This window comes from Shewanella frigidimarina (genome assembly GCF_003797125.1).
GTDB lineage: Bacteria > Pseudomonadota > Gammaproteobacteria > Enterobacterales > Shewanellaceae > Shewanella > Shewanella frigidimarina.
This window is the reverse complement of sequence record NZ_RKKE01000001.1, coordinates 1,078,874-1,103,125: the sequence shown is the minus strand read 5'-3', so window position 1 is coordinate 1,103,125 and position 24,252 is coordinate 1,078,874. Positions and strand designations below refer to the sequence as shown.

Sequence of the window (24,252 nt, the reverse complement as noted above, 5' to 3'; positions counted from 1 at the left end):
AGTATAAATAATCAGGTTTATTAATCTGAACAGGGATTAATGAGGTCTGTTGTCATTAGTAAAAGGGGCTTTTGCCCCTTTTTTATAGGCCTGAGATAAGCGTGATTAAAAACGATTAGTGAAGTTGTGTAGCACAATCGTTATACTGGATAGCATTGGAGTCATTAATAAAATAAATAAATCCAGCAGGATAGCGGATAAATGAAACTCACCAAGATCCTTACTAAAAAACTGACCAGCTTTTGGCTGCTTTCATTAGCTGCGGTGGCATTTGTATTTTTACTGTGTGCGGTGATGGGTTTTACTCAATTGACCTACAATTTCCAACAGCAGAAAGTGGCTGAGTTAGAAACCATGTTAGCTGACGACTATCAACAACATGGCAGTAGTCAATTTTCTACTTGGTTACCTCCTTTATTGACGGCTTATAAAGCGGTTGAATTCTCCCTGTCGCAAGACAACCAATTAGTTTATCAACTTTATCGTGACCAAGCCGATATCGTTAAAAGCAGTTTAACGCTCTATAAGACCGAATTAAGCCATGGAAAATTATCCATGACGTTAATTATGCCACCGCCATTTTCTCTACATGATCTTGGCTGGCACGAGCTCATTATTCTTGTTATTGGTTTTATCAGCATCGGAATTTTTGTGCGTTTTGGTTATGGCTGGTACTCCAGAGAGTTAGATGGAATTGAACAACTTGCTCAACGAAGTAAACTCATTTTAGAGGGGCATTTAAAGCAAGCAGCCGATATGCCGACAAATGGTAAACCACGGATGATCAATCGTGCTATCAGTAAATTGCTTGCAGAGTTGGATGATGCTCATAAAGAACGTGGTCGCTTAGATCAATTTATTCGTAAAGATACTTTTCTTGATAAACAAACTCAGATTGGTAACCCGATATTCTTTCAAAATCGTCTCGATGGATTAAGCCATAATCAAAAAATGGTAGCTCATGGCGTATTGATGTTAATTGAATTTGATGATGTTGACTTAGTGGAAGACCAATACGGTGAAAGCGGCGTTAAGGCAATGCTGTCATTAACAACGGAAGCCATTACAGCCGCACTCGTTCAATACGAAGACAGTATTTTTGCCCGCCGCAGTTACTCACAATTAGTCATTATCGTGCCACAATTGTCGCTAGTAGAAGCCGACCAACTAGCGCAACGAATACTCAAAACCTGCCTTGCATTACCTTTTTATGGCATTGGCAATCCGGATAATTTTTTACATTTAGGCAGTGCTTTTTTTAACGCTGGAGATTTACAAGTTCAGCTTATTGAAGAGGCCGAAATGGCACTTCGAGCTGCGCAACTGCAACGTGTTAATAACTGGTTTATGTACGATAAAGGCGCGTTAGATGAGGAAATCGCTAAAGGGTCTGTTCGTTGGCGTAGTTTTATTGAAAATGCATTGGTGTCCAAACGCTTTTTTACCTTACAACAAGCCATTATCGATAGTGATAATCAAATTATGCACTATGAAATATTTAGCCGCGCTCGTGATTTAAAAGGTAATGATGTTCGCGCTACATTGTTTATTCCCATGGCTAACAAGTGTGGGTTAATGCCGCAGGTTGAGAGGCAAGTGCTGGAACAAGTACTCTTTAGGTTAATGTCCGATAATGAGTCTATTTACAGTATTAACTTAAGCCTTGATAGTTTAACCAGTAGGGCATTTGTACGTTGGGTACAATCTACCTTATTAGAGCATCGCCCTTTAGCCGCACGACTTATTTTTGAAGTTTCTGAAGACATTATTGTCAAAAATCAGAAAAATATTTTGTTAGTTAAAACTCTCGATATGTTGAGAAAAATGGGCGCAAAATTGGCAGTAGATAACGTTGGTCAATCTGTTGTGGGTACTCACTATATCCAGGAGTATCACTTTGATTTAGTAAAACTACATCGCTCTATCGTGCGCCGGGTAGATCAACGTTCAGAAAATCAATTATTTATACGAAGTCTCATTGGTGGCCTTTATAGAGCCGAAGTGAAAGTGATTGCCGAGGGCGTTGAATGTTTTGAAGAATGGCAAACGTTAAAAATTCTTGGTGTGAGTGCAGCCCAAGGCGATTTTTTGGGGCAAAGATCTGAAGTTTAAGTCATATAATGCTATGTTTGTTTAAGTTAGATCTTGTTTATCAATAGATTGCACTCTATTTTCAATCAATATGCGCTATATTAATGATCAGTTATAACGTTAACGCATCAGTAACAAAGTTTAATCGTTATGGGCTTGACCAATAATACTAGTAAAGACAATGCAGCTTATTCGAATCATCTTGATGTTATATGCTTGTACATTGGCTTAAAAATGTCATTTTTGCTGATATATTTATCATCAGTAATCTTAAATAATTAATATGTTAGCGAATATGGGCCACGCAATGGACAATGGTTTTTTGAGTAAACTAGCCTTTTGGCAGACATCGCAATTTATGGGTAATGTAGGTGTATTTATCGCCAGTAATTCCCTGTGGGTGTGCAAGCCACAACAAGGTCAATTAGCACCTGTTATCAGCCAGTTTCTGGTACAAAAAAACAATTGGTCTCAAGCCTTTGAAGCATTAAAGAGTCAGTTTGGCCGTGTTCGTGTTCAATTAGTGCTATCGCAGCAGTATTATCAATTATTACAAGTTGAAAAACCCAATGTTGAACCTGGTGAAGTCACTCAAGCGTTAATTTGGTCTGTTAAAGATATGGTGTCCGAGCCAGTCACTGATATTCATTTAGATTATTTCGAGTCCAGTTTCATTTCCAGTTCAAAAGTGAATGTGGTAGTCAGTAGTCGTCAATTTTTAATGCAATTGGCCAGTGCTTGTGATGCCAATGGATTAGATATTGCTGGGATCAGTATTGAAGAATTGGCATTAAGTCATGTATTAGCCCACGATAATATGGCGCATATGTTAGTCGCTCACTTGCCGCAACAAGAATTGTTATTGCTAGTTGTTAAAGCGGGCGAAGTGCTAATGCAACGTCGCGTTAGAGGATTTAACCATCTAAATAAAGCGACTCTAGAAGAATTAAAGCAGGGCTTAGCCGATAATCTCAGTTTAGAAATTCAACGTTCTATGGATTATTTTGAAAGCCAATTACGTCAAGCTCCAGTAGGATCAATTAGCATCTTGGTTGAAGGTGATAGTTCATCATTGGCCAATCTCGTTAGTGCTAACTTTAATCAAAAAGTGGTTGCGGTTAATCATGATGGCGTATCGAATTTACTCGCGCAGTTAGCGTTGCAAGAATTAGCTCGAGGTGAAGTGTGATAAAAACCAGTGTTAATTTATATACCGCAGATTTGTTGCCGAAAAAGCAAAGGCTGACCTTTGCAAGAATGATGCTGGCATTGGCTTTTTTCACCGGAGGTTGTGCAGTTCTTTATGTTGTAGGGCTGTGGCATACCGATGAATTGCAAAGGTTAAATCAACAAGCAAACAGCACAAAAAGTCGGTTAACTAACCAAAAGACACAGCTAGAACAACAAATTGCTTTACGTAAACCTAATGCAGATTTGGTAGCAAAGGTTGAACTTGAACAACAGCGATTAGATCTTAAAAAACTACTAAAAGATGAGCTTAGTCAGCGCAAAACGATGATAAGCCAGGGTTACTCGCCAATGTTGACCGACTTGGCTGCCGTGGCAGATAGCAATGTGTGGTTGAGTCATATTACTATTGAGCAACAAAACACTAGCGCTCAGCGAATTGAGTTTGAAGGTTATGGTCGTAACCCTCAAAGTATTCCACTGTGGATTGATAAATTAAAAACTACTTCAACGTTAAAAGGTTATGCATTTTCAGCGATGACAATGGACCGCGGTGAAGCACAGCCGTTGGCGTTTAAATTGATAAGTCAGCCCGTTGCTAAGGAGCTCGCACAATGAAGCAACAATGGCTGGTGTGGTCGTCAAAATTTAATGAACTAAGTCCACGAGAGCGGATATTGATTATGGTTGCCTTATTCGTTGTCATTGGTATGTTGCTGTTTATGCCACTAGAGTCATTGTGGAAGCAACAACAAAGTGTCCAGAATCAACTAAAGGGACTCGAACAAGAAAATTCGATTTCATTACAACAAGTGGCGCTTTATGAAGAGCGTTTACAGCTCGATCCCAATCAAGATTATCAACAACGATTACAGTTGATTACTGAACAGATGCAATTGATGGATGCCGAACTCGCTAATCAAATGGTTGATATGGTTCCTGCGGATTATATGCCGACAGTATTAGCCAACTTGCTGGGCAATGTGAAGGGCGTCTCGCTCATTTCGTTTGCCTCTATTGCGCCCAAAACCTTATTGCAAGTGGTTGATGGTAGTAAAGTTAATCTTTACAGCCATGGTATTAAGTTGACGTTACAAGGCGATTACTTTTCTATTTTAGCGTTTATTAAAGCTGTGGAAAGTATGCCCGATAAATTGTATTGGAAGCGTTTAGATTACCGTGTTGAATCACATCCCGATGCGTTAGTTGAATTAGAACTTTACACACTTAGTGTGAACAAGGACTTTATCAGTGTTGCGAAACAAGATTAGTGCCATGGCGTATGCATCCTGCCTAATGATGCTATTAATGTCGGCTGCTAACGCCCAAACATTACGAGATCCAACCTTACCGGGGCAGGGCTTTATTGCTGTGCAAGCTAAAGCAGATAATCAATCTTTGGTATTAAACAGCATTGTTAACGGACAGAATACCTATGCGGTTATTAATAATATTATTCTTTCAGCAGGTGATGCTATTAGCGGTAGTGGATTACGAGTATCAAAGATTAGCAAGGATTATGTAATCTTGTCAGATGGAAGAAAACTTCAGCTATTTCAGTCGATAACAGAGCGATAGGATAAGAATAAAAATGAATGTGATTAGATATGTTACTCCTCTGATGTCGCTGTGCTTAATTGCTTGCCAAACGACAGATAGACCCGACCCACAAACGGCGAAAGCGGCCTTGAACGAATCAAGACAGCAAGCAGAGACGAGTCAAGCCATTACGCCCCCTCCAGCGGCAATGCCTGAAGATGTACAGCGTGAGCTAAATGGTAATAACGTGTTGAGCCAGTCGGCAAGAACGTTGCCTGCAGAGCGTCGTTTTGATGTGTCAGCAAATGAAGTTGATGCGAGAGTTTTTTTCCCCAGTTTAGTGAAAGACACCCCATTAAGTGTCGCGGTACATCCAGATGTACAAGGTAAAATTTCGTTATCTTTAAAAGCAGTAACTTTGTCTGAAGCCATTCAAGTTGTTGAAGACATTTATGGTTACGAAGTGAATCGAGAAGGTCGGATTTTGCGCGTATTTCCGTCGGGCATGAGAACCGAAACTTTCCCCTTGAATTATATCTACATGCAACGAGAAGGGTTGTCCTTAACCTCCGTTAGCTCAGGGCGCATTTCAGACCAAAACAATAATTCAAGCAATGGCAGTAACAATAGTAATAGCAACAGCAGTAACAGTAGTTCGAATAGCAATAGTAGCAATGGAAATTCGAACAGCAGTGACAATACCAATGGTACGTTTATTCGTTCAACAACCAAGACCGATTTTTGGGGCGAGCTACAAGCCACATTAATGTCAATAATGGGTGAAACCGGTGGCGGACGACAAGTTGTGGTAACCCCTCAAGCTGGGCTTGTTACTGTTCGAGCTTTCCCTGATGAGTTACGCCAAATTCGAAGTTTCTTACAAATAGCCGAAAGCCATCTACAGCGCCAAGTGATTTTGGAAGCGAAAATTATAGAAGTCACTTTATCTGATGGTTACCAACAAGGGATCCAGTGGGAAAATGTCCTAGGTCATGCAGGCAGTACCAACATTGATTTCAGCACTTCTGCAGGACAAGGGTTAAGTAATGCGATTACGTCTGCAATTGGCGGTGTAACCTCGATTAATTTCACCGGAAGTGATTTCAGCACCATTATTAACTTGCTCGATACCCAAGGTGATGTTGATGTACTTTCAAGCCCTCGTGTTACCGCGTCTAATAACCAAAAAGCGGTAATTAAGGTGGGCAATGACGAATACTTTGTTACCGATGTATCCTCAACGACTGTAGCGGGTACCACTCCGGTAACGACGCCGCAGGTTGAACTAACGCCATTTTTCTCTGGTATTGCGTTAGATGTAACCCCGCAGATTGATGAATATGGCAATGTAATATTGCATGTTCATCCGTCGGTAATTGATGTGACCTCACAAACTAAAGAAATTAAAATTAGTGATTCAACATTAGAACTGCCTCTTGCTCAAAGTGAGATCCGTGAGTCGGATACCGTTATCCGCGCTGCATCTGGTGATGTGGTTGTTATTGGTGGCTTAATGAAGAGTGAGAACATTGAAACTGTATCAAAAGTACCGTTATTAGGTGACATTCCTTTTCTGGGTGAAGCGTTTACCAGCCGTACTAAATCTAAAAAGAAAACTGAATTGATTATTATGTTGAAACCGACTGTTGTTGGTGGAGACACATGGAAGGATGAATTAAAGCGTTCACAAGATTTAATCGAGCGTTGGTATCCTTCTAAATAGCGACCGTTGGCGGTAGATAATTGACGATTAAAAATAGCGGTCGAAATTGATAAGGGATAGCCAGTAATTATGTATTTGCAGCATTTTGGCTTAAGTCAGTTGCCGTTTACGCTTACCCCAAATACAGGTTTCTTTTTTGGGTTATCACCGCATGTGGAAGCGTTGCAAGTACTGCAAACAGCATTACAAACAGGCGAAGGTTTTATTAAAGTCACTGGTGAAGTGGGTACAGGTAAAACCTTAGTTTGTCGTAAACTGTTGAATGATTTACCGACTCAATATCATTGCGCTTTCTTACCTAATCCCTATTTGAATCCTAAAGAGTTACGCTTGGCTGTAGCGGGCGAACTCGGTTTAGCATTGCCGAACAAATTAGATCAACAACAACTGACAAGGCTGATACATGAGCGTTTGTTAGCGTTAAATCATCAAGGCTTTCACGTAGTGTTAGTGTTAGATGAAGCGCAATCGCTACCAGATGAAAGTATTGAGGCGTTAAGATTATTTACCAATTTAGAAACCGAAAGTCGTAAATTATTGCAAGTGGTGTTGTTTGGCCAACCAGAATTAGATCAACGTTTGGCACAACCCAAGTTTAGACAGTTAAGACAACGTATTACCTTCAGTTATGACTTACGTCCGTTAACATGGGATGAAATACAAGCTTATATTCATTACCGCCTTGCTGTTGCGGGTTATCAAGGGCCTGAGTTGTTTTGTACCGCGGATATTAAACGCATTGCCAAAGCCGCTCGAGGCATCCCGCGTTTGGTGAATATATTAGCGCATAAGAGCTTATTGCTATGTTATGGCCAAGGTAAAAAAAAGGTGACGTCTCAACATTGTCTGGCTGCAATAACGGATACAGAAGATATTAATTTACAACATAAAGTAGGGTTTTCTCGTGTCAGCATACTGATAATTATGTTGCTTGTAACAGTGATGGTGGTTATTGGGTTCAATGGTGATAATTGTTGTGGTGAATGGATGACACAAATAGGCGAGATTAAATGAGCGTGATTATCAAGATGTTGAAAGATTTAGAGCAGCATCAGCAACCCGGAACAGACAAACCACCGGTGCAACCCGCGGGTGAATTTGTGCGACCTCAAATTCAGTATCAATCCGTTGCTAAATCTCGCTCACCATTGATTAGCCTTATTGTTGTTGCCGTACTATTGATCCCTACATTGTGGTTTGGTGTATCTATGTACCGCCAAGCCAATATTCAAATGGCCAATCAGCCAACAGATAGCAATGCATCGGTTACCGAAGATACTCAGTCATCGCTGGCGAGTCAGCCACAAGATAATGGTGTTGCTGTTGAGCTGAAGTCTGCTCAAATCTCAACTGAAGTACTAACCCAAGCACCAGCTCAAACGCTAAATCAAGTACCTATTCAAGCGAGCACGCCAGAAATCACTGCTGAGGTTATTGAACCAACGGATCGCATATCTGAGCTTGAACTATCCGAAGTGAGCACTGCATCAGTCGTTAATAACGAAACCGTCAACACACAAGCAGTGCTAGCTTCAACCGTAGACGCAGAGAAGCCCAATATTTCGGTAGATCATAATTCACAGAATATGGCTTCACTGCTGAATACTGAACTCACTCAAGATCAAATCACAGCGCAAACATCTCGCTTCTTACCCGCAGAAGTACCCGCAGAAATCCCTGCTGCAGCAAAAACTGTTGATATGAGCGTTAACGAAGTGGTGCTTTCCAAAACACAAATGGCGCAGCTGCAATATCGCAAAGCGATGGATGCTGAGCAAGCGCAACGTCTGGACGATGCGGCGGGTTACTATTTAGAAGCCATTATTTTACAACCGAGTTTACATAAAGCTCGTAAGCAATTAGTCGAAATTTATTTTGCGCAAAATAATCCAACAACTGCGATGAGATTACTCGAGAGTGGGATCAGTATGTTTCCGCAACAGTGGGAGTTTTATGTGATTTTGTCGCAAATTCAAACCGCAATTAAAGCTTATGATGAAGCCTTAACTACGGTGGCGATGATCCCAGATAGCTCATCGTGGGCTCGTGATAAGTGGATCGCACAAACGGATTTGGCACAAAACTCTAAAAATTTTGCTTTAGCTGAGGAAGCTTACCGAAACTTATTGGTATCTGAGTCGACTCAATCTCGCTGGTGGATGGGGCTAGGTTATGCGCTCGATTCACAACAAAAATATCCACAAGCCGCGCAAGCTTACCGATCGGCATTAAGCTATGAAGGGTTATCAACTTCAGCCATGACATTTATTGAACAACGTTTAGTTCAGCTAGGAGAAAACCGATGAAGCCTAAGTTAAAGATGCGGTTAGGAGATCTTCTTGTTCAAGAGCTGATTATTACTGACACCCAATTACAGCAAGCATTGGCGGAACAGCGCAATTCAGGTAAAAAGCTCGGCCGCACCTTAATTGATTTGAAGAGTATTACAGAAGACCAGTTACTTAAGTTTTTATCTCAACAACTTAATTTACCGTACCTCGATATTAGTCGTCGTCCGATAGCCGCTGAAGTGGTGAATATACTCCCCGAAGTACAAGCGAGGCGCTATCGAGCATTAGTGGTGGAAAGTCATTCCGACCACGTGTTAGTTGCTATGAGCGACCCTGCCGATTTGCAGGCTATCGATAATATTGAAGTGTTAGTTGCTCCTAAGCAGTTGATGATTGCGGTGGCACCAGAGCAACAATTACTCGATGCGTTTGATAACCTTTATCGCCGTACTGGGCAAATCGCTGAGATTGCCGGCAAGCTTGATGAAGAATATGCTGCAGATGACATGTTCGATTTGGCTAATTTGACTCAAAGCGACAGTGATAACGAAACCACGGTGGTGAAGTTATTGCAGTCAATTTTTGAAGATGCGGTGCAAATGCGTGCGTCAGATATTCACATTGAACCTGGCGAAAAAGTATTGCGGATCCGTCAGCGTATTGATGGCCAATTACATGAAAACCTCCTCAGTGAAGTTAATATTGCTTCTGCTTTAGTGTTACGACTTAAGTTAATGGCAGGACTGGATATTTCAGAAAAACGTATGCCACAAGATGGCCGTTTTCATATGGAAATAAAAGGTCATAAAATCGACGTGCGAATGTCGACCATGCCGATTTATCATGGTGAGTCAGTGGTGATGCGTTTATTGGATCAAACCACAGGTTTACGTACGTTAGATGAAACTGGTATGCCACCGCATATTGTGGCACGTATTCGTAAACAGATTAAACGCCCTCACGGTATGTTGTTAGTCACAGGGCCAACAGGTAGTGGTAAAACGACTACCCTGTACGGTATTTTAAGTGAGCTTAACACTGCCGATAGAAAGATTATCACTGTAGAAGATCCGGTTGAGTATCAATTACCGCGAATTAACCAAGTGCAAGTCAATCACAAGATTGGTTTAGACTTTTCTAACGTATTGCGTACTACACTTCGTCAAGATCCCGACATTATCATGGTGGGAGAGATGCGTGACCAAGAGACCGTGGAAATTGGCTTACGAGGTGCGTTGACTGGTCACTTTGTATTATCGACTTTGCACACTAATGATGCGGTTACCAGTGCGTTGCGATTACTCGATATGGGTGCGGCAAGTTATTTGGTCGCTAGTGCGCTGCGGGTCATTATCGCTCAACGTCTTGTTAGGCGCGTTTGTCACAATTGTGCCATGGATTATCAACCAACAGCAGCTGAACGCAGTTGGCTTGTAAGTGTGACGAAAAGAGATATCAGCAGCGCCACCTTTAAAGTAGGTAGTGGTTGTCAAACCTGTAATGGTTCTGGTTATCGTGGTCGAATTGGTATTTTCGAAATACTTGAACTTGACGAAAATATGATAGATGCCATGCGAACAGGTAATCCGCAAGATTTTGCCCGTGCAGCACTGCGCAGTCCTAACTTTATTCCCCTCGCGCATTCTGCGATGGAGTATCTATTCCTTGGCACGACAACACTCGAAGAAGTGTCAAAACTGGTTGAAGATGTCAGTGAATCAAAAGTGCCTTTATCGGAAGATATCGTTAGCCAACAAGATATTGGGTTATAACAATGCCAATATATCAATATCGAGGACGTAATTCACAAGGGCAGGCGGTCAGTGCACAGCTTGAGTCTGCTAATGAAAGTTCTGCGGCCGATGCGTTACTTTCTCGTGGGATCATTCCGCTAGAATTGCGCGAAGTGAAAACGAAGCAATCTTTTTCGATGAGCTTATTTCAAGGCAAAGTGTCGCTGGAAGAATTGCAAATTTTTAGTCGACAAATGTATTCGTTAACGCGTTCTGGTATTCCTATTTTAAGGGCTATTGCTGGCTTATCTGAAACGACCCATTCCGATCGAATGAAAAAAGCCTTAGATGATATTTCTGAACAGCTGACGTCGGGAAGACCGTTATCTTCGGCAATGAATCAACATCCAGATATATTTGATTCGTTGTTTGTATCGATGATCCATGTTGGTGAGAACACCGGTAAGTTGGAAGATGCCTTTATCCAGTTGTCTGGTTATATCGAGCGAGAACAAGAAACTCGTCGACGGATTAAAGCTGCAATGCGTTATCCGATGTTTGTCTTGATTGCCATTACCATAGCGATGGTTATTTTGAATATTATGGTGATCCCAAAATTTGCCGATATGTTCTCTCGTTTTGGCGCTGAATTACCTTGGGCGACAAAAATATTAATCGGCACGTCTAATCTATTTGTTAATTTTTGGCCTCATATGATTGTGCTATCAATCGGCATCGTAGTTGCGATTCGATATTGGCATCACTCTGAAAAAGGCGAGAAGCAATGGGATTTATGGAAGCTGCACATACCTGTTATTGGATCAATTATTGAACGCTCAACCTTGTCACGTTATTGTCGCTGTTTTTCGATGATGCTCAGCGCGGGAGTTCCGATGACCCAAGCACTCAGTTTGGTAGCAGATGCGGTCGATAACGCATATATGCATGACAAAATAGTCGGTATGCGCCGGGGTATTGAATCAGGTGAGTCAATGCTAAGGGTATCAAATAGCAGCCAACTGTTTACCCCATTGGTATTGCAAATGGTTGCTGTGGGTGAAGAAACCGGTCAAATAGATCAGCTGCTCAATGATGCCGCTGATTTTTATGAAGGCGAGGTTGATTACGATTTAAAAAATCTCACCGCAAAACTCGAACCTATTTTAATCGCATTTGTTGCTGGCATTGTATTGATATTGGCACTGGGTATTTATCTTCCTATGTGGGATATGCTGAATGTGGTAAAAGGCGGTTAGCAAAGCATGCAACAAAGAAAGCAAACAGATCATTGGATATCGCGATGTTGAGCCAGCAAAAAGCGGATGGTGATCTGCTTAAAGTCTATGGTCGGGTTATTGCTATTGTTGTGGTGTTAACGCTGCTGGCTATTTTTGGTGGGCGTTATGTCAATACTACTTCAAACATAGGTGGGCGTGGTTTAGAGTTTGAACATAATCGTTTTTTGAATGTCTTAGCTATGGTGCATAGTCAATGGTTAGCTTCTGGCCGACCACATAAAATGCAGTTGTCCTGGCATCATATGGCATCGAATGTAGCATCGAGTAAAGTAAGCAATGACAATGCTGTATTACAAGACGCTGCGAGTAAAATAGATGCTATAGATACTGATACCGATTTGGTTGGCACCGATAATTGGATTTCTATGTCTGATCAAGGTTGGCCTACCATTGATACTAATGATGTCCAAGGTTGTGAGCAACTGTGGGGCCATTTATTGGCAACTAATGTTCAAGAATTAAATATAGCGGTAGATTATCAGTCTGATGAGAACATTTGTCGCTACCATTCAGGTAATGAAGCCAGTTTAAGTTATCAACTACAAACAGGAAGAGTTATTTTTTTGATGCGTGACCGATAAAGTTTGTGCCATTAGTGTTAAATTTTTAATAAGCTGCTAATATTAGTGAAGTTATAGCTGAATTAGTATTATTTCCTGTTGTAGGCGCTATAGATAAGAGTGAGTTATTATGAAATTGAAACAACAAGGTTTTTCATTGATCGAGTTGGTCATTGTTATTGTCATCCTCGGTTTATTAGCCGCTACAGCGATCCCGCGTTTTTTAAATGTAACCGATGATGCTGAAGACGCCAGCGTTGATGGTGTTGCTGGTGGTTTAGCCACAGCAGTGAGCTTTGTACGTGCACAATGGGAAGTTGATGGTCGTCGTAACAACAGCGTTATTTTAGATGGTACTAGCGTATCACTCGATACACGTTTTGGTTTTCCAACTGGCACAACCAATACTGATGTTACCTCAATGACAAACGAAACATGTCAGGAAGTATTTGATTCAGTTTTGCAAAATGCTCCAAGAAATGTACTGTTCGATCAAGACGCCCGTAAACATCGTTATACCGTAAGAATGCAAAATGGTGTCGGCGGTTCATCTACCAGTATTGATGGTCAAACAGTTACAGGTCTAGATTTGTGTGTTTATCATCAAGTAGCTACTTTAGCGCTAAATCAGACTTCGGGTGTCGCAGACCCAGCGCCTGATTTAGACACGGTTGGTGCTAACGGTGTAACATATAATGCAGGTACAGGTCAGGTCGTATCATTTACTAACAACTAATTTGATTTATCACTGTCCGCAGTGATGTTGGTTTACCCATTTATTTTCTATAGAGGTTATTTAATATGCAAAAACAACAAGGTTTTACATTAATCGAATTAGTGGTTGTGATAATTATTCTAGGTATTTTAGCGGTTACGGCAGCGCCGAAGTTTATTAACTTGCAAGGTGATGCGCGCGCGTCAGCATTATCAGGAATGAAAGCGGCAATTCAAGGTGCAAACACCTTAGTTTATTCAAAAGCGGCTTTAGCGGGTAAAGAAAAGGGTGGTACCGGTGGCGTTGCGCTTTTAGATATTGCTGGTACAACAGCTACAACAGATGACGTTAATATTGTTTATGGTTATATTGCTGCGACAGAAGCTGATTTAGAAAGAGCATTGGATGTAACATTTGCTGCTGGTGCTGATGGCACTGCTACTGTTACGGATCCTGTGACAGTAGGAGATTGGATTATAGAAGCAGGTACAGGTAGTGTCGAAATTTGGCAAGCCGGTGCACCTGCTGCTTGTTCTTTTACTTATACTCAAGCAACTTCAACTGCAATTCCAGTGCTTTCTCAAGTTCCTGATGCTGACGATTGTTAACACTTGATTTTTAAGTAATAAAGCCTGCTCATGCAGGTTTTTTTTTGAGTTTTTTGATTTTAAAAAAATATTAATTGACTCACTTAGCTTCCCTATAAAATGGTACAAGGTAATAAATAAACAGACAATCTTGGTTGTTTTTGCCATACTAAATTCGATAGTATAACTCTATGACATTATTATGATTTAGCTTTTTTAGGTGTCGAAGTATTCATTGAATTAAATGAGGAAATCATTAAAGTGAGTCAACAACGTAATGTTCAGCTTGGGTTTACCTTGGTTGAATTGGTTACCACCATGATTGTGATTGCTATTATTGCCGTGGCGGTGTTGCCGCGTTTGATGTCTGATTCATCTTTTAGTGCCTACAGTTTACGCAGTGAATTTATCAGTGAGTTACGCCAGGTCCAGCTTAAAGCCATTCAAAATACCGATCAGTGTTATCAAATTGATGTGACATCAAGCGGTTATACGTTACGCCATTTTAGCGAAAGGGCCGCTAGCTTATGTACAAACCAGGTACGTATTGAGCAACAACAAACTTTCAGTGGCAATGCTCATATTGCTTTAAGCAGTAATGCTAGCCAAGTATTTTCGATTACCTTTGACAGCTTAGGTCGCATGCTGTCTCCAGCGTGTGCAGGTAATTGTTTTAATGTAGTAGCAGATGAGACCTTAACCATTGCGGTTGAGTCAGAGGGGTATATTTATGCTCCGTAACATTCAATTTCATCGTTTATCACAACCTACTCGTGGTTTTACTTTAATCGAACTCGTCATTGGTATGATGGTGATCGGCATTGCGATAGTGATGCTCACTAGCATGCTATTTCCCCAAGCAGATAGAGCTGCATCGACATTACAAAGAGTACGTTCGGCAGAATTAGCTCATTCGGTAATGAATGAGATCTGGGGTAAACGATATGATCAAAATACTAATCCTAATGGTGGTATTCCGGCGTGTAATGCACCTACAGGTATCGCTTGTACAACAGAGTCAGCATTAGGCCTAGACGGTGAAAGCCGAGACACGTTCAACGACGTTGATGATTATAATGGCTTGGATGAAACCGATAACATGCTCGACTCTAGCCAAACTTATACCCAAGCTTATCCTCGCTATCAGTTGCAAGTGTCAGTTGAGTATCTTGACGCTGCGACGAAGGGACAAAAATTAATTACCGTTGCAGTAACAACGCCTGCCAATGAAGTGATCACTTACCAAGCGGTAAGGAGTAACTACTAATGCCTTTACGACGAGGATTGAAAGCTGCAGGTTTTACCTTAATTGAAATGGTTACGGTCATTTTAATCTTAGGGATTATTATTGTTGGTATCAGTAGTTTTGTGATTTTTGGCACCCGCATTTTTGTTGAATCAAGTGCGGTAGATCAGGTGCTCAGTCAAAGCCGTTTTGGTATCGAGCGTATGACCCGAGATATTCGGCGTGCAGTGCCCAATAGTGTGCGGGTACTTACCGCAACCGATGGCAGTTATCAGTGTTTGGAGTTACTGCCTATTTCGGCCAGTACTTCTTATCTTGATGCGCCATTTGTGCCTCAATCTGCGCAAAATACTTTAACCGCGATTAAAAGTATTCGTCCCATTAATGCGGCTCAGTCAGTGCTAATTTATCCTTTAACCAATAGCGAAATTTATAATCCTCAAGGGACTATCGCCAAACGATTTATTGTGCAAAGTGTGGCTGAAACAAGTGATCAACTCACCATTACATTAACTCAAAATGTGCGTTTTACCGAGGCCTCACCGTTAAAACGCTTATATGTTGCCGATAGCCCATTAAGTTACTGTTTTGTTAATACAGCTAGCAATGTTGATCTGCTCCTGTACCAAAACTACGGTTATAAGGTCAATCAGCCTGCACCAGCTGCAATGGGCAGTGGCGCATTGATGGCACAAAATGTCACTAATGCCTTAACTGTTAATCCCGCGGTGATAATGACTCCATCGACACTGGTGACTAATGCAATTGTGCATTTACAGCCACTATTTAGCGTTAATGGCGAAACATTTCAATATCAACATCAAGTGCAGGTGATGAATGTTCCCTAAGCTGAAATTAACCCAGCATTCACAACAAGGTAGCGCACTCATCATTGGTGTGTTTGTGCTAACGGTGATGTTTTTACTTGCCGCGAGTTTAATTCGTATTGTTGGCGATGCTGATGAGTCCGTGAACATGGAAGTGTGGGGCACTCGAGCTTTATTTAGCGCTAATAGTGGCGCCGATGCAGCGCTGGCTGAGTTATTTCCGGTTGGTGGCACTGTGGCAACTTGTACTAGTGTTAGCTCTACATGGACACCGCCAAATAACGCCGTTGGATTCCATAATTGTAGTGTCACCATTAGTTGTAATACCGCTAGCGTTGGCAGTGTTGTTCAATATCGAATTAATAGTTTAGCGGTATGCGAAACAGCTAACTGTGTAGGAAACTCAAACAGTTCAACATGTTTGCGAGTCAGTCGCCAAGTGGAGGTAGAAGCCCGTGGGAATTAATTCAATTAGTCGCTTTGTTGCTAGTTCTTTTGTGGTCATGGCTTTACTGGTTCAGAGTGTTTTTGCGTTTGATATTATTGATGAGTCTGTAATGTGGCCTGACGTAGCTCAAGGGCATCACCAGTACAATAATAATAGTTGTCATAAAATTACGAATCCCCAGCTAATGATGCAAAGCGGTTCAAGAATCAATGGTACGTTAGGGGATAGTTTAGCGTTTTGTTCAATTAATACCGGTTCAGGTTTACCTAGTGATAGTTGTGACACTGCTACTGGAGGCGATCGCTATTGTGATGTAATGAAAAGTGATATAAGTGGATTGCAATTAACTGGTGGCAATAAATTTCAAAGTAGTAAAGGGACAAGTGGTGGATTGGGCTCTTGTACAGGCAATCAAAACATTGTTTTGGGAAATACTGGTCTAAACCAATTTAATTCAATTACGCTATATTCTGCTTGTACTGTAACAATGTCTTCGACACAACAAGAATATTATTTTAACAAAATAGAAGCTGGAAATGGGGCTAAATTAATTTTTCCAGCCGGTGATTATTGGATCGATTCTTTAATATTAAATCAAAATGCAGAAATCGTATTACAAGGGGATGTTAGATTATTTATCGGTAGTGATTCTGAATTAAATAACGGTAAAATAAATGCTGTAAATTCGAGTGCTTTACAACTAATCGCGTATAAAAATTTAACTTTGAATACTGGTTCTGTTATTGGTGGGTATATTTATAGCGATGAAAAATTGACTCTTAATAACAACTCAATTATTAACGGGCGCGTAACATCTAAATATTTATGGCTTAATTCTAACAATCAAATTAATGATACCGTTTCAACACCTGCTGTGTTCCATATTCAATATGGTAAAGCGACGGCAAATAGTATTACTTTTGACAAACAATTTCCTACAGGTGTGACGCCCTTAGTCTTTTTAATGCCGACTGTAGAGAATAGTAATAACGACGGCCCTGCATCAGTATTTATTGATAGTGTATCGGAACAAGGGTTTACCTGGTCAAAAAAAGAGCCTGAATCACCTAATAACCGTTATGTAGCATCAAAGGAAATGGCTGAAATTCACTGGATAGCTGTCACTCCTGGAACCTATAAATTACCAAACGACACAAAACTTATCGCCGGTGCTGTTGACTACGATCAGGCTTTAATTGGTTCGAATTCACCTTATACACCTGTTGCTTTACCTCCTACTCAAGATGTTTTGTTAAATCAAATCCAAACTAAAAATAATAACTGTTGGTTCACTAGCACGTCGGAATTTACCAAGTCAGGTATACAACTTGCGTTAGATACTTCAGAGGTCAGAAGTAACAATAGAAAATGCCAACCAGGTGATTTGAACAATAATCAAATTCAAAATGAAACCATTGGCTATTTATCATTTAAATCGGGTAGTGGCACAATGAAATTAAATGGTGTCGACGCTAATTATCATTTTGGCAAAGCGCAAACCTTTACAGATAATGGTACCAAAGATATTAGTGATCAATGTCGTTATACCACGCCTTTAATTGGCTTTAAGGGAGTCCCTATATTAGTTGCGGGTAAAAACAGCCGCTTAGGTGGCGATGGCGGCTGGCTTCGTCGTTGTCAGTTGACTAACGACAAAGTGAGTATGGTCGTTGACGAAGATACTTTTAGAGATAACGACCGCAAACATCGTTGGGAGAATTACAGTTTTGTGGCTTTTGAGAAAAAAGTAGACACCTTAACGTGTTTTACCGACGATTTTAATCGCACTGATGTCGGTGATGATTGGGCTCTTAAGGTATTAGGCTCTTCATTACCGCCCTCAATAAAGGAAGGGCGTCTGCGTTTTACCTCTGCTAGCGGTAATCAAGCGACATCCAGTACTTATCAGCGATTATTCCCTGCTGCGAATAATTTAGTTGAGCTGGAGTTTGACTATTATGCTTGGTCGAGTCTAAGTGGCACAGGGGCTGACGGCATTGCAATTATCTTGTCCGATGCCAGTATTACTCCTCAGCCTGGCAGTTTTGGTGGTGCCTTAGGATATGCCCAGCGTAACAACGGCACTCCCGGTTTTGCTGGTGGTTGGTTAGGTATCGCACTGGATGAGTATGGTAATTTTTCTAGCCCCAATGAAGGTAAAGTGGGTGGACCAGGCTTTAGAAGTCAGGCGGTGGCTATCCGTGGTTCCTCAGGCACAAATTACCAATATCTAACAGGTACTAATGCCAACATTTCCCCCAGAATTGATGTGCGCAATACGGCCAGTGCTCAGCCAAACCATAAATATAAAATCATCATCGATTCGCGAACACCAGGCAAAGCCATGGTATCAGTGCTGCGTGATACGTTAAATAGAGATAATCCAGCTGACTTCGTGACTTTAATCGCTCCTTTTGATGCATTAAGTTTCTCGGGGCAAGCTCCTGTCCCTAAAGATTTTTACCTATCTATAACTGGCTCTACGGGTGGCTCTAACAATAATCATGAGATGGATAACTTTAAGGTTTGTGCGCTTAAATCCAATCCGGTCGGTCAACAAATTCATCATTTTGAGTTTGACTATACAAATTCACCATTCACCTGTAAGGCCGAAACCATGACGGTCAGAGCCTGTAAAGATGCGGTATGTAATTTGTTTACTGATCCCGTAGAGGCTAATTTGTCGCTTACTCCTAATTCCAATGGTGCTTGGTATGTCGACGGTAGTAAAACAAATGTAGTGAGGTTTGAAAATGGCAGTGCAACGGTCGCTTTACGCAACAATGTGACTACGCCAACCACTATTGGGGTGACATCTTCCATTCCTTCAACCATAGCAGGCAGTAACACCTTGTGCCGTCGTGGTTCGGGAGGGCTAACTACAGCAAGTTGTACCTTAAGCTTTGCCGAAAGCGGTTTTATTTTTGCTGTGCCAGATAAGCTGGCAAACAAGCCAACTGACAACATTACTATTAGTGCAGTGAAAACCTCAGATATCACTCAACAGTGCGTACCTCTGTTTTCCAAAACCACTAAAAATGTCAATTTTTGGAGCTCTTATATCGACCCCATCAATCCAATTAATGGCCAGTCATTAACAGTAAATAGTACCGTGGTGGGTAAACAGAGTAGTGCAGCAACCACGCTTGCGTTGGCATTTGATGCAGAAGGTAAAGCAGATATTATTGTTAACTATCCAGATGCAGGAAAAATGCAGCTAGATGCAAAGTTTACTGGCACAGGTGATGAACAAGGCTTGGTGATGGTTGGTTCAGATCAGTTTGTGAGCTTTCCGGTAGGTTTATGCGTTACCCCCAAAGATAATGCTGCACAGTGGTCTAAAAATAACGGTATTTATAATCCATATAAAAAAGCAGGCGAGTCATTTGATCTAATTATTCAAGGCAAAGCATGGCAAGTGGATGGTGACACAAATTACTGTGATAATTTAAATACCCCTAATTACGCCCATGAAAAAATTGAGTTAGGCCATCAATTGATTGATCCGCTCGGAGGAGTGTTGGGTGCTGTGGGCTCATCGCGATACAATCATGTTGCGCAAACCACTAACAGTAATACCGTGTCTCAGTCGGTAACCGAAGTTGGTGTGTTTCAGTTTACAGTTAACCCACCACTTGGCTATTTAGGTTCGAATTTTCATGATATTCCACTCGCTGTATCACCTACCATGGGTCGCTTTGTGCCAGACCGATTTGTTGTGAGTAGTTCAAGTGTGTTGCCATCTTGCGGTAGCTTTACTTACATGGATCAACCTTTTGGCCTGACGTTGACTTTGAGCGCATTTAATACCGGTACTTATATCACCAAAAATTATCAAGGTGCTTTTGCTAAAGGTACTGCAAACCTTGTGGGTGAAAACATTAACAATGGTGTAGATTTGAGTGGCAGATTAAGCACTCTACCTATTAATGCTGGGTCTTGGGCGTTGGGTGAAGCAAACGTAGGATTATCTTATCAAGCTAATTTTAGTCGTACAGTGTCCCCAAGTGTTGATGGACCATTTAGTCAGTTAGCTATTGGTGTGCAAGCTTTTGATAATGATGGTGACTGGTCGTTTATTGCATCACCAGATATGCGAGCCAACAGCAGTGCTATTTGTGCTGATAATAGTAACTGCAACGCGAAACTGTTGTCGACTCAGGATTTTCGTCATGGCAGAGTGGTGATGGACAATACTTATGGCCCTGAAAATGAAATTTTACGCATGCCAACGTATGCCCAATATTGGAATGGTAGTACTTGGGTAACGAACATTAGTGATAGCTGTACTCAAGTTATCGATCCGCTTGATGGCAGCGAAATATACACACCATTATTAACTTCTGGCCAAACGGTTACCCGCAGTGATGGCAACAGTACCGTGAACATTCCGATTACCAGTGGTCAGCTCCCTTTATTATGGCAAAACACCGGTTCTGCAGCATATCGGGGTCAAGTGACTGCACCGCTACAAGTGGAGGATTGGCTTAAATGGTATTGGGACCAAGCAAGTCCGACTCAACTCTATGATCCAAGAGCAAGTGCGTACTTTGGTCGCTACCGAGGACATGATAAGATCATTTATTGGCGTGAGGTGAGTCAATAATCCGAATAAAAAAGCATCTCTTTTACGCTTTTTAGGATTAAATTTGACCGATTAGCATTTTTTTAGATACTTTTATAAAAAAAAACGTCAGATTAGCAATTGTTAACCTGTTCGGTCTTGTAGAATGGGGGTGTCATTGATAAAGTTAGCTGATTTTTCTTCTTCTGATTTCACAGAATACAGGCCTGATACATGTTCAAAAAGCTGCGCGGCATTTTTTCTAACGACCTATCCATCGATTTAGGTACGGCAAACACTCTTATTTATGTTCGCGATGAAGGCATCGTGTTGAACGAACCCTCAGTGGTTGCCATTCGCGGCGAACGCAATAGCAATGGGCCAAAGTCAGTTGCTGCAGTCGGTAGAGAGGCAAAACAAATGCTAGGCAGAACGCCTGGTAATATTCAAGCTATTCGTCCAATGAAAGACGGCGTAATTGCCGATTTTTATGTTACCGAGAAAATGCTTCAGCACTTTATCAAACAAGTGCACAACAACAGTTTCTTCCGTCCTAGTCCTCGTGTACTCGTGTGTGTTCCGGTAGGCGCGACTCAAGTTGAACGCCGTGCTATTCGCGAATCAGCGATGGGCGCTGGTGCTCGTGAGGTTTACCTAATTGAAGAGCCAATGGCTGCGGCGATTGGTGCAGGTTTGCCCGTATCTGAAGCGACCGGTTCTATGGTTGTCGATATTGGTGGTGGTACTACCGAAGTCGCGATTATTTCATTGAATGGCGTGGTGTATTCTTCATCAGTGCGTATCGGTGGAGATAAGTTTGACGATGCTATTATCAATTATGTGCGCCGTAACTACGGTAGTTTAATTGGTGAAGCAACCGCTGAACGTATTAAGCATACTATTGGTACCGCATACCCTGGTGACGAAGTGCTTGAAATTGAAGTGCGCGGTCGTAACCTTGCTGAAGGTGTGCCAAGAAGTTTCACCTTAAACAGCAACGAAATCCTAGAAGCATTACAAGAGCCGTTATCTGGCATTGTGAGCGCGGTAATGGTTGCCCTTGAGCAATCACCTCCAGAACTAGCTTCAGATATCTCTGAACGTGGCATGGTATTAACTGGCGGTGGAGCGTTATTACGTGACCTAGACCGTTTATTAATGCAAGAAACGGGTATTCCCGTTATGGTTGCTGACGATCCACTGACTTGTGTAGCTCGTGGTGGTGGTAAAGCCCTTGAAATGATTGATATGCACGGTGGTGATTTGTTCTCTGAAGAGAACTAATTATCAACTGCTGAGCGGCTTTGTTAATGACGTTTTATGGGTTAACAAAGTTGCGAACAATTTATGAAACCAATTTTCGTTCGTGGCGTCTCGAGTCAATTTAGATTGACACTGGCAATTATATTGTCGGTGGCATTACTTATGACCAATAATCGCCTAGATCCTATACGCCAATCTTTATCCTCAGTATTAAGTCCTCTACAGTATTTAGCCAATGTGCCAGGGGTGATGCTCGACTGGTCGGCCGAGGCATTTGCCACCCGCAATATGCTTGAACTGCAAAACAAAGAATTATTACGCCAACAACTGGTTATGTCAGAACGTTTACAACGTTTTGAGCATGTACGTCAAGAAAATGAGCGTTTACGCGCATTACTTGGTTCGCCTGTGCATATGGATTCTCGTAAAATGGTGGCTGAGGTCATGGAAGTTGCCAGTGACCCATTTCGTCAATTTGTGGTGTTAAATCATGGTTCGCAAACTGGCATTTATGTTGGTCAACCTGTAGTTGATGCCCAAGGTGTTGTGGGGCAGGTGGTTGAAGTGAGTGAGTTTACCAGTCGAGTATTGATGGTGTCAGATACCACGCATGGTATTCCGGTACGCGTTACCCGTAACGATGTGCGCGCAATAGCGAATGGCATGGGTGATATTGATCAAATTGAACTACGTCATGTGGCTAAAAGTACTGACATTATAGTGGGTGATTTATTAGTTACTTCAGGCTTGGGTAATCGTTTTCCTGAAGGGTATCCCGTCGCGCGTGTTATTAGTGTGTCGCGTGATGATGGTCAGAGTTATGCCGTGATTTATGCTCAACCTTTGGCAGCGCTAGATCGTATTCGATACGTGTTACTTATTTGGCCTGATGAAACCAAACCGTTTACGCTTCCTAATGACGTACAAGAGTTAATAAAAGAAGCGGCAGATAAAGCAGCTGCCACTGTAAACTCTTCAGATCCCCAACCTCAACCCGTAGAAACAACCACTACACCAGTAACAAGCGAGGTAAACCAATGAGCGCACATATTGCAAATGGTCGCTTAGTGGTATGGCTGACCTTATTCATCGGGATGATGTTTCAGATTATGCCGTTGCCAAAAATGGTAGAAGCCTGGCGACCGGATTGGCTATTGATGGTGATGATGTATTGGGCCATGGCGCTACCGCATCGTTACAGTATTCTCACTGCGTGGTTGTTAGGGGTGATGCTTGATGTGTTGTTGGGAGCTCATCTAGGGATCCGTTCATTAGCATTATCATTAGTGATTTATATTGTGGTGTTGTTGTGCCAACAGTTACGTAACTATCCTCGCTGGCAACAGTCGTTACTAGTTGCTTGTTTTATTTGTATTTATCATGCAGTGATATTTTGGGTGCAGTTTGTTGTTGTAGGCGCAGCCCCATTTAATGTGGACATGTTTTTACCCGCTATTTCGAGTTTATTTATTTGGTGGTGGGTGTTTTGGGTGTTACGCAATATGCGCCGCCATTATAAAGTACGTTAATCCTTACGCACTAAAGTGAGTATGATTTTAATGTACACTAATTAGAGTAAATAACCGATGGCATGGGTACTGGCTTCAACATCACCAAGAAGAAAAGAATTATTGGCACAAGCAGGATTTAGTCATCTCGACTTTTCATTTCAGCTCGTCGCACCCAATATTGATGAAACACCTTTGTTGACTGAAACCGCAGAGCAATATGTATGTCGCCTCGCACTTGAAAAAGCCCAAGCGGGTCTAGCGCTTAGCAGTCATGTGGTTAAGCCTCAAGTTCTGGGGTCTGATACGATAGTGGTGTTAAATGGTCTGATATTAGGCAAACCAATAGATCAAAATGATGCCAAGCGTATGCTGGCATTATTATCCGGTCAAACTCACGAAGTGATGACCGCGGTAGCATTAACAGACGGTGAACATACCTTTAACCGACTATGTCGTACCCAAGTGAGCTTTTGTGAATTATCTGCGGCAGACATAGATGCTTATGTTGGCTCGGGTGAACCAATGGACAAGGCTGGTGCTTACGGCATACAAGCACTGGGTGGTTGTTTTGTTAAATCAATTACTGGCAGTTACTCTGCTGTGGTCGGTCTACCGTTAGTTGAAACACGTGAATTATTAGCCTGCATGATGCAGCAAACTTAACCTTT

At 41.7% G+C, this 24,252-nt stretch carries 22 protein-coding genes; all 22 read left to right on the top strand.

Going from position 1 to position 24,252, the window contains the following annotated elements:
• Positions 1–201: 201 nt before the first annotated feature.
• Positions 202–2,112, top strand: coding sequence for an RNase E specificity factor CsrD (gene csrD / locus EGC86_RS04850; protein ID WP_123776796.1), 1,911 nt, complete (start codon positions 202–204; stop codon positions 2,110–2,112).
• Positions 2,113–2,413: 301 nt separating this feature from the next.
• Entirely contained in the window at positions 2,414–3,280 is an 867-nt protein-coding gene (locus tag EGC86_RS04845) for a biogenesis protein MshI (protein WP_245423100.1), read from the top strand.
• Positions 3,277–3,897: a fimbrial assembly protein gene (locus tag EGC86_RS04840; RefSeq protein ID WP_123776794.1), complete on the top strand. Its 621-nt coding sequence runs from the start codon at positions 3,277–3,279 to the stop codon at positions 3,895–3,897. The genes EGC86_RS04845 and EGC86_RS04840 overlap by 4 nt, the downstream gene beginning before the upstream one ends.
• Positions 3,894–4,550 carry an MSHA biogenesis protein MshJ gene (locus EGC86_RS04835; RefSeq protein WP_123776793.1) on the top strand — a complete coding sequence of 219 codons (657 nt, stop codon included), beginning with the start codon at positions 3,894–3,896 and terminating at the stop codon, positions 4,548–4,550. Before EGC86_RS04840 ends, EGC86_RS04835 begins: the two co-directional genes overlap by 4 nt.
• 4 nt (positions 4,551–4,554) lie before the next feature.
• Positions 4,555–4,857 (top strand): MSHA biogenesis protein MshK, encoded by a 303-nt coding sequence (locus tag EGC86_RS04830; protein ID WP_041413799.1) that lies wholly within the window; start codon positions 4,555–4,557, stop codon positions 4,855–4,857.
• A gap of 13 nt (positions 4,858–4,870) precedes the next feature.
• Positions 4,871–6,541 carry a pilus (MSHA type) biogenesis protein MshL gene (gene mshL / locus EGC86_RS04825; protein ID WP_123776792.1) on the top strand — a complete coding sequence of 557 codons (1,671 nt, stop codon included), beginning with the start codon at positions 4,871–4,873 and terminating at the stop codon, positions 6,539–6,541.
• 69 nt (positions 6,542–6,610) lie between these two features.
• Positions 6,611–7,555, top strand: coding sequence for an ExeA family protein (locus EGC86_RS04820; protein WP_011639165.1), 945 nt, complete (start codon positions 6,611–6,613; stop codon positions 7,553–7,555).
• Complete coding sequence (locus EGC86_RS04815) at positions 7,552–8,847, top strand: tetratricopeptide repeat protein (RefSeq protein WP_123776791.1); 1,296 nt, start codon at positions 7,552–7,554, stop codon at positions 8,845–8,847. The genes EGC86_RS04820 and EGC86_RS04815 overlap by 4 nt, the downstream gene beginning before the upstream one ends.
• The gene (locus tag EGC86_RS04810; RefSeq protein ID WP_123776790.1) at positions 8,844–10,604 is read left to right on the top strand and encodes a GspE/PulE family protein; all 1,761 of its coding nucleotides are present in this window, start codon (positions 8,844–8,846) and stop codon (positions 10,602–10,604) included. The genes EGC86_RS04815 and EGC86_RS04810 overlap by 4 nt, the downstream gene beginning before the upstream one ends.
• A gap of 2 nt (positions 10,605–10,606) precedes the next feature.
• Positions 10,607–11,821 (top strand): type II secretion system F family protein, encoded by a 1,215-nt coding sequence (locus EGC86_RS04805; RefSeq protein WP_123776789.1) that lies wholly within the window; start codon positions 10,607–10,609, stop codon positions 11,819–11,821.
• Positions 11,822–11,865: 44 nt separating this feature from the next.
• On the top strand, positions 11,866–12,444 hold the full coding sequence (locus EGC86_RS04800; protein ID WP_123776788.1) for a hypothetical protein: 579 nt from the start codon (positions 11,866–11,868) through the stop codon (positions 12,442–12,444).
• A 109-nt stretch (positions 12,445–12,553) separates the two neighbouring features.
• On the top strand, positions 12,554–13,159 hold the full coding sequence (locus EGC86_RS04795; protein ID WP_011639160.1) for a prepilin-type N-terminal cleavage/methylation domain-containing protein: 606 nt from the start codon (positions 12,554–12,556) through the stop codon (positions 13,157–13,159).
• A 65-nt stretch (positions 13,160–13,224) separates the two neighbouring features.
• Positions 13,225–13,746 carry a type II secretion system protein gene (locus EGC86_RS04790; RefSeq protein WP_011639159.1) on the top strand — a complete coding sequence of 174 codons (522 nt, stop codon included), beginning with the start codon at positions 13,225–13,227 and terminating at the stop codon, positions 13,744–13,746.
• 240 nt (positions 13,747–13,986) lie between these two features.
• A complete protein-coding gene (locus EGC86_RS04785; protein ID WP_011639158.1) occupies positions 13,987–14,466 on the top strand; it encodes a prepilin-type N-terminal cleavage/methylation domain-containing protein in 480 nt (159 codons plus the stop codon).
• On the top strand, positions 14,456–14,992 hold the full coding sequence (locus EGC86_RS04780) for a type II secretion system protein (RefSeq protein ID WP_123776787.1): 537 nt from the start codon (positions 14,456–14,458) through the stop codon (positions 14,990–14,992). Before EGC86_RS04785 ends, EGC86_RS04780 begins: the two co-directional genes overlap by 11 nt.
• Entirely contained in the window at positions 14,992–15,819 is an 828-nt protein-coding gene (locus EGC86_RS04775) for a prepilin-type N-terminal cleavage/methylation domain-containing protein (protein WP_123776786.1), read from the top strand. Before EGC86_RS04780 ends, EGC86_RS04775 begins: the two co-directional genes overlap by 1 nt.
• The gene (locus EGC86_RS04770) at positions 15,809–16,264 is read left to right on the top strand and encodes a hypothetical protein (RefSeq protein WP_011639155.1); all 456 of its coding nucleotides are present in this window, start codon (positions 15,809–15,811) and stop codon (positions 16,262–16,264) included. The genes EGC86_RS04775 and EGC86_RS04770 overlap by 11 nt, the downstream gene beginning before the upstream one ends.
• Positions 16,254–20,852 (top strand): DUF6701 domain-containing protein, encoded by a 4,599-nt coding sequence (locus EGC86_RS04765; RefSeq protein ID WP_245423099.1) that lies wholly within the window; start codon positions 16,254–16,256, stop codon positions 20,850–20,852. Before EGC86_RS04770 ends, EGC86_RS04765 begins: the two co-directional genes overlap by 11 nt.
• A gap of 192 nt (positions 20,853–21,044) precedes the next feature.
• Positions 21,045–22,094, top strand: a complete 1,050-nt coding sequence (locus EGC86_RS04760) for a rod shape-determining protein (RefSeq protein WP_011639153.1) — start codon at positions 21,045–21,047, stop codon at positions 22,092–22,094.
• A 63-nt stretch (positions 22,095–22,157) separates the two neighbouring features.
• On the top strand, positions 22,158–23,114 hold the full coding sequence (mreC, locus tag EGC86_RS04755) for a rod shape-determining protein MreC (RefSeq protein ID WP_123776785.1): 957 nt from the start codon (positions 22,158–22,160) through the stop codon (positions 23,112–23,114).
• The gene (gene mreD, locus EGC86_RS04750) at positions 23,111–23,602 is read left to right on the top strand and encodes a rod shape-determining protein MreD (RefSeq protein WP_011639151.1); all 492 of its coding nucleotides are present in this window, start codon (positions 23,111–23,113) and stop codon (positions 23,600–23,602) included. The genes mreC and mreD overlap by 4 nt, the downstream gene beginning before the upstream one ends.
• Before the next feature lie 57 nt (positions 23,603–23,659).
• On the top strand, positions 23,660–24,247 hold the full coding sequence (locus EGC86_RS04745) for a Maf family protein (protein WP_123776784.1): 588 nt from the start codon (positions 23,660–23,662) through the stop codon (positions 24,245–24,247).
• Positions 24,248–24,252 lie beyond the last annotated feature (5 nt).